At 42.3% G+C, this 14,249-nt stretch carries 11 protein-coding genes; 7 read left to right on the top strand and 4 right to left on the bottom strand.

Annotated features, from left to right (window positions below):
• Positions 1 to 2 precede the first annotated feature (2 nt).
• Positions 3 to 125, top strand: a complete 123-nt coding sequence (locus A8708_RS36820) for a hypothetical protein (protein WP_275667891.1) — start codon at positions 3 to 5, stop codon at positions 123 to 125.
• Positions 101 to 1,453 carry a glycoside hydrolase family 88 protein gene (locus tag A8708_RS13655; RefSeq protein ID WP_204787528.1) on the top strand — a complete coding sequence of 451 codons (1,353 nt, stop codon included), beginning with the start codon at positions 101 to 103 and terminating at the stop codon, positions 1,451 to 1,453. Before A8708_RS36820 ends, A8708_RS13655 begins: the two co-directional genes overlap by 25 nt.
• A gap of 182 nt (positions 1,454 to 1,635) precedes the next feature.
• Here the strand turns inward: A8708_RS13655 and A8708_RS13650 are convergent, their stop codons facing one another.
• The 4 genes from A8708_RS13650 to A8708_RS13635 all read right to left on the bottom strand — a co-directional run bounded on the left by A8708_RS13650 (position 1,636) and on the right by A8708_RS13635 (position 7,304).
• Complete coding sequence (locus A8708_RS13650; RefSeq protein WP_068664229.1) at positions 1,636 to 2,310, bottom strand: ABC transporter ATP-binding protein; 675 nt, start codon at positions 2,308 to 2,310, stop codon at positions 1,636 to 1,638.
• Complete coding sequence (locus A8708_RS13645; protein ID WP_068664227.1) at positions 2,310 to 3,431, bottom strand: ABC transporter permease; 1,122 nt, start codon at positions 3,429 to 3,431, stop codon at positions 2,310 to 2,312. The genes A8708_RS13650 and A8708_RS13645 overlap by 1 nt, the downstream gene beginning before the upstream one ends.
• A 123-nt stretch (positions 3,432 to 3,554) precedes the next feature.
• Positions 3,555 to 4,121 (bottom strand): TetR/AcrR family transcriptional regulator, encoded by a 567-nt coding sequence (locus A8708_RS13640; RefSeq protein WP_068664224.1) that lies wholly within the window; start codon positions 4,119 to 4,121, stop codon positions 3,555 to 3,557.
• Between the two features lie 207 nt (positions 4,122 to 4,328).
• Positions 4,329 to 7,304, bottom strand: a complete 2,976-nt coding sequence (locus A8708_RS13635; protein ID WP_068664222.1) for a hypothetical protein — start codon at positions 7,302 to 7,304, stop codon at positions 4,329 to 4,331.
• 352 nt (positions 7,305 to 7,656) lie between these two features.
• Here A8708_RS13635 and A8708_RS13630 point away from each other — a divergent pair, with 352 nt between their 5' ends.
• The 5 genes from A8708_RS13630 to A8708_RS13610 all read left to right on the top strand — a co-directional run bounded on the left by A8708_RS13630 (position 7,657) and on the right by A8708_RS13610 (position 14,151).
• A complete protein-coding gene (locus A8708_RS13630; protein ID WP_068664220.1) occupies positions 7,657 to 9,021 on the top strand; it encodes an ABC transporter substrate-binding protein in 1,365 nt (454 codons plus the stop codon).
• An 80-nt stretch (positions 9,022 to 9,101) separates the two neighbouring features.
• A complete protein-coding gene (locus A8708_RS13625; RefSeq protein ID WP_068664218.1) occupies positions 9,102 to 9,980 on the top strand; it encodes a carbohydrate ABC transporter permease in 879 nt (292 codons plus the stop codon).
• Positions 9,980 to 10,801, top strand: coding sequence for a carbohydrate ABC transporter permease (locus tag A8708_RS13620; protein ID WP_068664216.1), 822 nt, complete (start codon positions 9,980 to 9,982; stop codon positions 10,799 to 10,801). Before A8708_RS13625 ends, A8708_RS13620 begins: the two co-directional genes overlap by 1 nt.
• A gap of 46 nt (positions 10,802 to 10,847) precedes the next feature.
• Positions 10,848 to 12,641, top strand: coding sequence for a sensor histidine kinase (locus tag A8708_RS13615; protein ID WP_068664214.1), 1,794 nt, complete (start codon positions 10,848 to 10,850; stop codon positions 12,639 to 12,641).
• Entirely contained in the window at positions 12,619 to 14,151 is a 1,533-nt protein-coding gene (locus tag A8708_RS13610; RefSeq protein ID WP_068664212.1) for a response regulator transcription factor, read from the top strand. The genes A8708_RS13615 and A8708_RS13610 overlap by 23 nt, the downstream gene beginning before the upstream one ends.
• The last annotated feature ends 98 nt before the right edge of the window (positions 14,152 to 14,249 follow it).

Here is a 14,249-nt window from a genome sequence, read left to right as displayed (position 1 = left end):
AGATGAGACAGGTTCAATATTTGCCCGCTCACATAGTTAGTGCGTCTAAGACGGTACTACCAAGTGGTAAACAAATTGCAGGGGCTGGCATGGCGTCCATTTGGGAGAAGGTCAGGATCAACTAACCTTGACATGGCAGTTGAACGAAGAGCAGTTGAAGCAAGCACCAGGTCAAGTCAGTCGATTGCGGATTACTGTTGCATTAGATTATCGGGATGCCCAACAGGTTGATGTGTTCCTGCGTCGATCGAATGAATGGATCGGTGTCATCGATATACGATTCGCCTATGCATTTCAGCCCTTTGAGCTGCTGCTTTCGGCGGAACAAACTGCAGCAGCACTAAATGAGGGCGTACGACTGGAGCTCAAAGGCGGGGAGCAGCAGCTATGGGTATTTGATACTCTTTTTGGTGAGGAGACGCGTGTGCTTTTCACACCTCACTTGTTGATAGGAGAGCCAGACTCACGCGAGGAGGAAGCCTTGCATACAATTCTTTCGTTATCGTCCATTCAACCTTTCGGCTGGATGGAGGGATGTGTGTTGGATGGGCTGTACAGCTTACAGCCGATTCAGGGAGAAAATCGGGTGAATCCTATCCTAGATTTGCATTTCAGCCAGTTTTTTAATGAGCAGGGAGAGTTGCTCTATGAGGATTTGCAAGGTAAACAGGCTGACGGTACGTTTACTACAATTGAAGCGACGCTGCCGCTGGCTGTAATTGCCAAATACCGTTTGGATCATCCTGTGGTTCGTAAAGCGCTTGAATTCTTTGAGGTTACAAGTAAAAAGAACAGCGGTGCTGTCATCGATGAAGACATGGTCTCGGCAGAAGGCTCGTATACAGTGGCGTACCCGCTTGCCGTTATGGCGAGGCAGTTCAAGCGTCAGGATTTAGCGGAGCAAGCAATTGCGCAAATTCTGCTGCGAAGAGATTGCCTGGCACGCGAGCAGTGTGTGTACTTGCGCTATCGTCGCAAATCGCAAGAACATACCTTTCGCAACTGGGCGAGAGCCTTTGCTTGGTATTGCTTAGGTTTGGTTAAAACCTGCGTCGAGCTCAAAAATGCTCCTTTCGCGAACCTAGCAGGAATGGATGAGTTAGAGGCAGAGATTTCCCGTATTGCTGGGGTGGTAATGGATTGGAGACAGCCAGACGGGTTGTGGTCTTGTTTCGTGGATGATCCTAAGACGGGAATTGATACCTCTGGCTCAGCAGGAATTTCGGCTGCCTTAGCCTTAGCGGCTAGTTGTCAGTTGTTACCTAGCAGCTACATGTCGATCGCCAATCATAATCTCTTGGCGCTTTCCCCCTACCTATCGCCAGATGGCATATTGACGGGCGTTGCTCAGCATAATGCTGGGGGCATGGAACTGCAGCGAAGCGGTTATCGGGTATGCTCGCAAATGGGGTTAGGCTTATGGGCACAGCTTTATGCATATACCAAGTACTGAAGGTCCTAGTTAGAAGAACCTGCCATAAGCTGTATGATATTCAATACGACTATTCGAAAGGGACCAATAGTTTATTTGATAACTTCGCTCCACAATAAAAAGATGAGGTTAGCCAGTGAATGGTTAACCTCATTTTTAAACCTGATTAAATTTTTGAACATCTGGCATGACGATCTTGCCATTCAGAGCGATAATCTGCCGTCTTCCATCCGGTATACTTTATCGCAATATTCAAGCATACGCTCATCATGCGTGACCATAATGGCCGCTTTCTGACGCGACCTAACCTCATTTGCGATCAGACTCACCACTTCATGAGCACGCTTGGTATCCAGACTGGCCGTGGGCTCATCTGCTAAGATAACGTTTGGATTGTTAATCAATGCACGTGCGATAGCCGTACGCTGTTTCTCGCCTCCGGACAGCTCATCCGGGAAGTTCTTCAGCTTCGAATGGAGTCCCAATTCGTCCAGCAACTTAATTGCGAATGTTTTATCTTCGGCTCGAACCTTCCCCGACATCCTCTTGACTAAGAGAATTTGGTCAAGGACGTTCAGATAAGGAACAAGATTAGATGATTGCATAATAAACCCGATTTCCTTCAATCTTATATGTGACAGTTCTTTATCGGTGAGCTTGGACAGAAGATGTCCATTCAAGTTGACTTCACCTTCCGAGGGTTTGAGCAGTGCACCTGCTATTGATAAAAAAGTGCTCTTGCCAGAACCGGAAGGTCCGACGACAGCAACAAACTCTCCAGGCTCCACCGAGATGGACACTTGTTCAAGCGCGGATATTCTGTTGTTCCCCTCGGCATAATACTTTGTGACGCTGCTGATTTGTAAACCTGCCGTCATTATTCAACCCTCCCTAACGCTTTAAGCGGATCAATTTTAGTTATTTTTCTAACGGAGACCAATGAACTGAGGACTGCTATGACAAGAAGGATAATTGAATACTCGATGACGAGGCTCGGCTCCAGCTTGAACGGCATCCCCTTCGGCATAATTGCAGCTGTCCCGTATGTGAGTAAGACGCCAAAAACGATACTCGTCAGCGATAGGAAAAAGACTTGAGAGACAATGGCTTTACCCAAAAAGCCGTTTCTTGCGCCGATGGCTTTCATAATGCCGAATTGGTTTGTTTTCTGCATCGTAATGACATAAAAGAAGACACCAAGAACGAATGCGGAGATTGCGAGCAAAAAGGCCAGCATCATCATAATGGTCCCGTTTTCTTCCTTATACCCCGGCATACCATAAATCGCTGCTCCACGTGTCACAGTATCTGTGTTGGAAAGCTTGCTGCTAATAAGCGCAGGATCGATTTGCTCGCCCTGTAACATAATTGCGTTGACCGGACCCGCAACTCCCTTATCCGACCCCGGCGCGGCGAAGGTAATCTTCCGCCATTCGGAGATGTGAACAAATACGGCTGAAATATGGTTGTAGGTCTGGTTGTCGACGAACCCGCTAATCGTCAATGATTGTGTGGATCCGTCCAATTGAAACGTATCTCCAAGTTTAAAACCTTCATCTTTCATTGTCTTGTTCACAATAACGCCTGTTGGATCTTCCGCAGATAATCCTTTGCCTTCGATTACAGTAGGCTCCAGGAAGCTGCCGGGGAGAATGCCTAAGATTGCAATATCGACCTTATCTTCATTCTTTGTGCTAGTGCCTTTCAAAGCCGTAGCCATCGTACTCCCCATTGGGGATGCGGCAGTTACATTAGGCAATTTCTCTGCTTCTGCAACCAATTGGTCAGACAATAGGGACTTACCCATGGACGACTGTGACCCTTGTTCAAAGACAACATAATCGGCTTTCATGTTCTGGAAGCTTGACGCCGCAAGTGTTGATAATCCATTACCCAATCCCGAAAGGATGAATACTAACCAGGCAATCAAGACAAATATAATGACGATCATAGAAAATTTCATCTTGCTATGCATGATTTCCCTTAATGCTAAAAACATGTTCTCCATCTCCTTATCTACGATTATGACACATGTGTCAATTACGACAAAAGGCAATGCCATCTGTCTTCACTTATTAAACAATATAAATGACACTTATGTCAAATTCAAGAGAAGCCCTCCTTAACTTTGAGCTCCTCCCATCCACATTTGAAACAATAGCTTACTCCATTGGGGATTAGGGACGTTCATCATGTTTGGGATGTTAATGAGGTTGAAAAAACCACCGATGAGTATGGGGAGGGGGATATCTCCCCTGAGATTTTTCTCCTGTTGGGCTCTTTGGAAGAGACGAGTCAGTTGATCCTTTAATGTAATATGGGCTTGCTCAACAAATATAAGATCACGACTAGTCGCGGACGAATTTACTGGGCTGATTTTATGAGCATCGCTTAACAGTTGATGCAACTTGGATTCTTCTACATATATGTCAAGCAATCCCTGAAGAGCTTGCATAGAGTTGGTTTCATCGATTGCCGATGTCTTTTTGATAACCGTCTCAATGACACGCTTCATGCAGGCCGCAACAATTTCTTCTTTATTTGAATAATATTGATAAATTGTACTACGTGCACCCGGTAAATGCTGCGAAAGCAACTTGAGATGAAATCCGTCATACCCATGCTCAAGAACTAACTTTTTTGTTATGTCTAGTAGTTCCGACTCCGTATAAGATTGCTTTCTGCCCATGGTTCTTCTCCCTTCCGATTTCAGATATAAGTCTAACATACACACATTAAAAAATCTAAGCTCATTAGTGTCAAAGATCGGGTACGCTTGTTGATGGGCGGCTAACTAACGAAGTAGCCAGCAAAGCCTTGAGTCACCGAAAGAAGGATTCACAATTTAGGAATAGCTTAATTGTGAATCCTCCTTCGTTGTGACTAGAGCAGCGGATTACGGAGTAACACTGAACGCATCAACCACCATATAGGTTCCAGATGTTTTAATAAGCTTAATCGTATGGGAGCCGCTAGACAATCCAGTTTTACTGTATATGACCTGCTGGACTAAACGACTGGATGCATGGCAATTAACTGTTGTTTGCAAGACTCCGTCGATATATACATCGACATTGCCCTCATCGCTGTTTTTCTCTGCGATATAGCTGATTCCCGTTCCTGTAAAGGTGTACTCAACATAGTCATTATTCGTGGAAGTATAGTGGAGATCGTCGTTGTAGTCGCCTAAGCCTCGGGCGCTGGAAACCGCCCACGTGCCGGTGTAGGCTATTCCACTCGCATTGTCGTTAGCCGTTGTTGGGACTGAATTTGTACGAATATTAAAGGCATCAATCAGCATGTATGTCCCTGATGTTTTAACAAGCTTAATCGTATGTGTTCCAAAGGGCAATCCTGTTTTGCTATATACGTTCTGCCGGACGGCCCGGCTAGAAGCATTTAAGTTAACTGTGGTTTGGAAAACACCGTCGATGTATACATCAACATTGCCTTGGTCCGTGTTCTTCTCCGTGATGTAGCTGACTCCAGTCCCGGTGAATGTATATTGCACGTAGTCGTTATTAGTAGTCGTATGATGCACATCATCGAAATAGTCTCCGTAAATACGGCCGGGAGCATAACTCCATGTACCTGTATAGGTTACCCCTGAAGCATTATCATTTACTAGGCTATTAGCACTGTTTGCAGAAGTGATCGCTACATTGTCCACATTAAAGGAAGTAATCTGCTGATCGTAGATCAACCAAGTGCTCTCAGTGTCCATACGAACGCTGGCAATATTGGGAATTTCATGCTTGAATGCAATCCCACTTAGCGTCGCGGTACTCGGTATTACACCTCTTCCCGTTCCAATATAAAGATCATACTTCATTTGACCTACGTCAAATACCCACTTCAAATGGTACCATGTATTTGCATTGTAGTTCATAATATCAATGCCCGGTTCAAAATTGGACCCCTTGGTACCAAAGTATTTAATTTTTCCGTTATTATAAAATCTTAATCCGCCTACAATTGATCCTACTCTGTCATTAATGTAAACATTAGAAATCTTATTGTTTGCCGTAGGCTTTAAATCCATTTCAATGGTAACGACTTTATCTTGCCCTTGAGGTGTGAAGCGTTTGATCATACCGGCAACGCCACTCCATTCAAGATCATTCAGACTTATGCTCCTATCTGAGGTGCTTGGGTCATTTACGTTGGCAATATGATCGGTGTTATTATGCGAACCTGATAAATCCGTCCAATTCATAAGCGTTCCGTTGTTAAAATTATCAGAAATAGGCAAACTGTACACGGGTATTGCCGGAGGCGCAGACACAGGAGCAGGTTGAGTGAAAGTCGGATAGCTAGCATTCCAATGTACATTATCGGTATCGGTTATCGTAAATCCGCCCTGAGCTGCTGAGTTAATGGTATTGCCGTTCATTTTCAGGTTATTGATGTACAGGTCTGTTATTTTATTGGAGGGATTTCCTGCGATTTGTCCTCCTGTATCTTTGAAGACCATGTTGTTGAGTATAATCGTACCACTCAAATTGGCGAAATGATCGAATGCTGTATGCGTGGTCGACGATGATCCGGTAAATTGGACGTTGTCGAATAAAAAATTGCCATACTTACCGTTCAATGGGCTGTTAAAGGAATCTAACGTTTGTCCGAACTGGGGAATGGAGAGATTCTTGTAGGAAATCCCCCATACATCTCCGCCCTCATAGTTCGCTTCGTTACAACCATAAGCAATGCCTCCGGAACCGCCATCGGCCCTAGAAATGTAAGTGCTGTTCGTGAAACTTACATTATAGGTGCTTGTAAATCCTCCCCAAGCTCCTGTATGAGCAGACCAGGAATCATCTGCAGCAAGACCAATACTTTCGTCGAATGTAATATTGGAGCCACCATAGATGACAATGTTATCATTCATTGTTCCACCGTAGTTCACATATTTCGTATTGTAGAAGGTAGCATTATTACCGCCCTCTGTGCGCATAGGGGAGTTTGGCGTATCCATGAACCAAATCCCGTCAACAACGAGTCCGTTAGAAATCCTTCCCGACAGATGGGTCATGTTGATGCCATCCCACCATCCCAACCCGGATGCACCTCTTCCTCCATGAATCCTATATGTACCGTCGAGTATGCCTCTGCCATAAAACTTAACGTTATTGCTGCCGCTTACCCTGAATATGTTGGATCCCCAGCTATTTTCATCCCATACAATTCTCGATCCCGCACTGAAGTAGAAGGAAATATTGTCTACAAGATTTAATTCAATGGAATGCGTGCGGTATATGCCATCAGGGAAATAAATAATGGATTTACCAGATGTCGAAAGTAAGTAATCGATCGCTTTGTCGATGCCGGCATATACGTCGGTAGCGCCTGTATTATCCGTTACAAAGTTCGCTATGTTGACGACATTGGCATCATTCGGTCCCGGAGGATTAACCTCAACGGGTTCGATTACAAGTGTTAGCCAATTATGAATGTTAGTCCCCCAAGAGATGGCGAACTTCTGAAGTGGGCTAGCCGTGAATGTAAGCGTGTTAGTGTTCACGACTGGCGTGATGTTGTAGCGCTTCGGTTCGAACTGATAAGAGGAAATATTGCCGACGAGATCCGTAACTTGGACTTCCACAGGACCATCGGCAGTGACTCTAGCCATATTTTGTTTATACTCATTCGTAAAGGAAAAAACTTTAACGGTTGTCCAAGAACTGGTTCCTACGGGTCGCACCTTAACGGCAAAATCGGAACTAGTGCTTAAACCTGGCATGTCCGGCATGGTGGTTACCGTTGTGGCTGCATGTGTAATGCTTGTGGGGAGTAATATCCCCCCAATTAAAAGTAAAGTAAATGTACACCAGAGAAGGAATGGGAGAATTATGCTATTTGCACTATTTTTCATAAATAAACACCTCAATTCTAGTATTTGAAAATGAAGACCATACGCTATAATCGAATTATAAATTAGTGAAAGCCCTTTCAAGTTGCGCGAATTGTCGACAGATTCACGAACAGAAGTGTGGCTTGTTTAAATCATATAAGTGTACCTTCCTTTGATCAATGTACAAAATGAAAAAGGTGGTATGGAATTAATACAAATACGCCATCCATCGTTGGCCGTTGTGTTCATACCGCTTAAGTTTTTTTAAGAATTTCCATATCAAGTCTTCCATTCTTTCTATTTAAGGAATGAATGGGAGGACGTAAACTAACGTTGTACCTTAGCGAAACGAAAAATAGGGAGGTAAAAACAGATGAACGTACAGAAGAGCAAACAAGCAGGATTACTCGCATTGGTTGGTTGCATGATGGTGATCTCAACGGCGTGTGGTTCAAATGCGGAAACGACAACGACAGCAAGTGCCGCACCGGCCGCAACGAAAGCCGCAGAAAGTGCAAAGCCAGCTGAGAAGAAAGAGGTCACGGTATCTTTATTGACTTCTCAGGCAAAATACAAAGAGGCTTATAAGAAAATAGCCCAAAAATTAAAAGATGAAGAAAAAATTACGTTAGATATCCAAATTGTGCCGGATGATCAATACTACAATTTGGTCAAAACAAAAATTGCAACCAAAGAAGTACCAGACATCTTAATGAACAATGCACCTTCGGAATATGTGACGGTCGATGCCCCGAAGAATATGGTCGATCTCAGCAATGAGCCCTGGGTATCACGACTGGCTAACCCTAATTTACTGAAGGCAGACGGTAAGATTTACGCGATGCCTGTTGAGTCTTCCAGTTTCTATTCCGCTGCCTATTACAATAAAAAGGTGTTCAAAGATTTGGGCCTAAGCGAGCCGCAAACTTATACAGAATTTCTAACGTTATTAGAAACGATTAAAACAAAAGGCAATGGGATTACGCCGATTTATATGTCGGATAAAGACTCATGGACAACACAGATTTTCATGACGATTGGTCTTCCTGTTCTGTTAGGCGACAAGGCACAATCAACCTGGGACAAACTCTTAACGAACAAAATGAAATGGGCGGACATTCCTGAATTTAAAACGATATTGACGAATTTCACTGATTTGTACACTAAAGGTTACGTGAATAAGGATCATATGACAGCAACGTTTGATAATGCGAAAGATGCATTGGCTACAGGAAAGACAGCGATGCTCTATAATGGCGAATGGACTGTGGGTGACTTATTAACGAAAAATAATATGGCATCGGACAATATCGGTGCATTTATTGTTCCTTTCGGAGATAAACAAGTTATGGGGACAGGTGCATTTGTACAGGGCTTCTTTATTCCGAAAGATTCCAAAAATGTCGAAGCAGCCAAGCGTGTCTTGAATTTAATTTCGCAACCAGCGTATATGAATATGTACTATGCGGAAAATCCAGGCTCACCTGGCTTTAAAGATGTGAATGGGGGAAATGTTCACCCTGCTGTGAAAGCTTTAGTAGACAAGTATATCACGACGAATAAATATATCGCGCAAGTTAACGATCCAATGGCCTTTGTTTCCCCTATATTCCCAGACCTATGGCAAATGTATGTAGATATGACCGTCCAAGGTGGGAAAACACCGGACCAAGTCATTAGTGCTTGGGATAAGAAGTATGCGGATTACATGAAGCAAAAAGCACAGCCCGGTTTCTAAACAAACAACATAGATAATCAGGCAAAGGTCTTGTTCATCTGACAAGACCTTTGCTAATAAATACGCTAGGAGCGGTTAGTATGGGAAGCATGAATCGATTTTACCCAAATTCATTTACCTACTTCACGGTTTTATTCTATGGTCTATTCTTTATTTTCCCAAGTGTTATTGGCTTAGGTTTCGCATTTACCAACTGGGGATCGGAGAATCTCACCAATTGGGGAGCGATTAAGTTCATCGGGATAGACAATTTCAAATATTTATTTCAGGATTCGGACTTTAACGTGTCATTGTACAACACCATGTTGTTCGCGATTGTTACTACATTTTTCAAAATATTCCTAGGGCTCTTACTTGCACTTGGATTAAATCAACAGATGATTACGCGCAATTTTTTAAGGGCGGTCTATTATATTCCTGCAGTGATCAGTGTTACCGTAGTTGGTTTATTGTTTTCTGCTATTTTCAGTATGGATGGCTTATTCAATCATCTTCTTCAGTTCATAGGTTTGAACAATGTAGCTATTAATTGGCTTGGAGATAAACGAACGGCATTTTCCATTGTAATGAGCTTGGAGGTTTGGAAGTGGAGTGGATTTTGTATGATGATCTTTCTCGCGGGCTTGCAGGCTATTTCCAAAGAATATTATGAGGCATCCAACATAGATGGAGCGTCACGATTTCAACAATTTCGCCATATCACATGGCCACTCTTGATGCCGGCAATTACGATTAATATTACGTTGAATTTAATCGGTGGCTTTAAAGTGTTTGAACAAGTGTATGTACTGACAAACGGACGATCAGGTACGGAAGTCTTAAATACGCAGGTGTATCGAGCTTTTTCTAATGGACTATACGGTAGATCGAGTGCGATGGGAATGATACTATTCATACTTATTGCGATTATTACTTTGCTTGTCATCACGTATCTGAAGCGAAAAGAGGTGGATTATTAGTGGGATTAGGACGCATACAACGATATAGCTTAGAACTTGTCTTACTGCTTGCGAGTTTGGCAATCTTAATTCCTATTGCCATTATGGTTTTGGGGTCACTGAAAAGTCCTGCGGAAGCACAGTATTTTAATTTGGATCTACCAAGTCAATGGCATTTTGATAATTATGTGACCGTTTTTAATAATGGGGGAATGGGTAGAGCCTTCAAAAATAGTATGATTATCACGTTCTTTGGGGTTTGTTTAACTGTTATTTTTGCAGCCATGTGTTCGTTTACAATTGCGAGAAAAAACAGTCGGTACACCCAATTTCTTTTTATTCTTATTATTCTCGGAATGATTGCACCATTTTCAGTCGTACCAACGATAGGTTTGATGCAAATATTGAGGTTGTCTGGCACTTATGCAAGTGTTATTTTTATCTATATCGCGATTAATATTTCGTATAGTGTATTTATTTTCACAGGTTTTATTAAATCAGTTCCTAGGGAACTAGACGAAGCCGGGATTGTTGATGGATGTGGGCCTTACCGTATGTTTTTCCGAATTATTCTACCTCTACTGCAGCCAGTGCTGGTTACGAATATCATCATTACGACGATGTCAATTTGGAATGAATTTATGATTCCATTGTACTTTTTTAATACGGCTGCCAAATGGACATTACCACTTACTGTTTATAATTTCTTTGGACAATATGCGGGTAAATGGAATTTAGTATTTGCTAATTTGATGATCACGGTTATTCCCATTGTCATTATATTTCTGCTTGGCCAGAAATATATTGTGACCGGTATGACTTCAGGAGCTGTGAAAGGTTAACATGACTTAAACTTATATAATAGGAAGTGAAAAGGGAGGGTTGTTATTGCGTTCATTACGATTGCAAACGAAATTTTTTATTAATTATTCTGTTGTGGTGCTCACAATAATCGTCCTTGCTTTTAGCTTCTTTTATTATTATATGGCACAAAGTCTTGAACAAAATGCGCGAGATAACCTCAGCCAGCTAGCCGTGAAAACATCTGAACAATTGGATGGCTTTTTAAGCGAACTTGACCATCTTGCCCTGCAAACCGTTACGAATAAGGTCATTCAGAGTGCATTTATCAATGCGTACCACGCCGATAATTCAGTGAAAAACAATTATTTTGATCAACATTTGGAAGATAGTCATAATGTGATGGATATGCTTGCTTCGATAAATGGCCCCAATTTAACAGCCATGCGCTTCAGCCTTTTTAATGCCAAAGGTGATTATATTAATTATGGTACGAAGCTGGTCGATGAAAAAAAGATAGCTGGCAGAATGTCCTCTTCCGAATTCGCAAATGAGTATAAAGCATTATTAAGCAAAGAAGGCAATCGTATTATCTCTCCATTACATCACGACTATTGGTCCGAGCAGACGAATATGGACATCATTTCAATTTATCGGGAAATCAGGGATGTCTATGATTCTTATGGCATGTTGGAAATTCAACAGCCGTATTCGAAACTAGAGAGTATCCTGCAATTCTCGACCCTTCCTCAATTGAAGGTCTATGTGTACGATGAAAACCGTGACATTATTTACGGAAAGGGGGATCCCAAGCAGATTGAATTGTCAATTACCAGCATGGCTGAAGGGAATTCTAATGTGAAGAATGAAATAGCGGCAGCCTCCCTATCAACCTACTCTGGTTGGACCGTCATGTTAGTGGACAAGTCAGGATCCTTACTGCCAGGCATTCAGATTCTACGAAAAACGTTAATCCTAATCGGAATTGCGCTCATAGTTATTACCTTATTAATTATTTATTTGATTACGAATCAATTAACAAGACCGCTTAAGCAATTGTCTGCTTCGATTAAAAAAGTGAGCATGCATAATTTATCCGTAGATCTTGTTAATGACCATAATAGTAATGAAATTGTTCAATTGAATCGGGCGTTTGATCAAATGTTCGATCGTTTAAAGAAATCCATGGATCTGGTCGTGGAATCGCGCTCACATGAATTAAATGCACAATTTAGAGCGTTGCAATCACAGATGAATCCCCATTTTCTCTATAATGTCTTGTCTGTTATTAGTGCTGCAGGGATGGAAGCAGGAGTCCTGAAGATTATGGATATGTGCTACAAGCTCTCTAACATGCTGCGTTACATTACGACATTCCAAGAAAAAGAAGTTACGATACAAGATGAAGCAACGTATGCCGGGCATTATTTGGAGCTTATGAAAGAACGTTATCAGGATCATTTCACCTACCACGTGGACATAGAAGAAGAGGCGCTATCGATTTCCATACCTAAGCTTATGCTTCAGCCGCTGATCGAGAATTGTTTCCAGCATGCGTTTATTACGATTGCGCCGCCGTGGCATATTGAAGTGAGTATTTGGCTGGATACAAGTCATTGGTATATGCAAGTGAAAGATAACGGGAGTGGATTCCATCCAGAGGCACTTCAGAATTTCATCCGAAAGACGGAGCAATTCACCGATAATATGTCCGCTGGTTTGTTGGATTTGAAGCTCGGAGGGCTTGGACTGCACCATGCAATCGTTCGACTTAAGCTCTTGTATGGTGAACACATGGTTTTTAAAGTTGAGACCAATGAACCGCATGGATCGATCATTACAATAGGAGGTCTGCAGCATGATCCGGGTTTTAGTGGTTGAGGACGAAATGCCAATTCTACAAAGTATTAAGTTTGGAATTGAGATGATGAACCCGCTATTCAAGGTGGTTGCCACAGCATTTAATGGGGAAGAGGCACTTTCACTGCTGCCGAACATCGAGGTTGATGTTGTTTTTACAGACATTCGTATGCCTGTGATGGACGGGATCAGCCTCATTTCCCAGCTAAGGCACCTGTATCCAACAATCGTTCCTGTGATCATTAGCGGTTATCAAGAATTTGAATACGCAAAAAAAGCGATGAATATGAACGTGTTTGACTACTTGCTGAAACCTCTCTCGCTGCATGAATTGCAGAAGGTGCTCTCGAAAATCGCGGAACAGATAGAAAACCAGAGCAAAGCGATGATGGATAAGTACATGGAAGAAATACTAAACCACGATGGTTCGGTGAGGAAGTGGCGTCCCTACTTCCCTGAGAAGGATACCTACGGATTGATGCTGCTGTGCGCAGGGTCATTTCCAAGCTTTTCATTGGAAGATTATAGTCCGGTAACGGAAATTTGGACCCGCTTTGATTTAGTTGGAGCTTGCCGAGAAGGGTTGGATGATAATCGGAAATTCTGGGTGCTTGACGGCAAAAGCGATTCTGAGAAGATTATCATCTATGTCAACTCGGTAGAACATGAATCAACCAAGATGGCTGTCTTCGCGGAAGAGTTGTTACATCGATGGCAAATAGAGGTTGAATCTCCAATCACGATCGGGATTTCTTCACACGTCACAATGGAGGAAATCAACACGAAAGCACACATGTTGCGAGCAAGGCTTTACAGGAGTATTTCAATAGGCGTTTCGCAAATTTTTACGTTGTCACAACCCGTCGATACAACCCATGAAATGCCTAAAGTAGATACGTTTACAGAAAAGAAGATGCTATTCGCTTTGAATCACAACCAGTTTGAACAATTCTTAGACGTATTGTGTAGTATCATTGAGCAATGGAAGATTCTGAAGCCGCGTCAATATGAAGTTGAAAAAATCTTGCAACAGATTGCAGCCTTATGCCAGCGATCGTTGGAAAATCCTTCGCAGTACTTTTCTCATTTTTTCGAATTCGATTTAAATCAAGCCGTTTTGAATGCGAATAGCTATGATCAATTGTATAAATATTTAAGCATTGTTTATAAAGTTGCTTTTTCAATGAAAGAACTAAATGAGGTAGAAAGCGATCAATCCACGCAATTGATGGAAAGGCTGGATGAATTCTTGCTTATGAATTTGACGGAACCGATTAATCATCAAATGTTATCCGAAAAATTTGGTCTTGTTCCCTCTTATCTGAGTAAATTATTTGCTAGTTACAAAGGTATGAGTCCTGCCAAATACTTAGTCACCTTAAGAATTAAGCGTGCTAAGGAACTTATGGAAGCCCAACCCAAATTATTAATGAAAGACATTGCTGTGCTTATCGGTTACCAGGACGCTTTATATTTTAGTAAACTATTCAAAAAAGAAACTGGCGTTTGGCCGTCTGAATATAAGTTTTAGCCAGCGAACTCTTGAGTTTGCTGGCTTCTTGCATTTCATAGCCTATTTGTCACCAACCTGGAGAATGTTAGTCAGTCAGTTAACTGGTGGCAACTACA

Origin of the sequence: Paenibacillus oryzisoli, assembly GCF_001653565.1 — a bacterium.
Classification (GTDB): domain Bacteria; phylum Bacillota; class Bacilli; order Paenibacillales; family NBRC-103111; genus Paenibacillus_E; species Paenibacillus_E oryzisoli.
The sequence above is the reverse complement of the archived record's forward strand: the minus strand, read 5'-3'. Positions and strand labels throughout refer to the sequence as shown.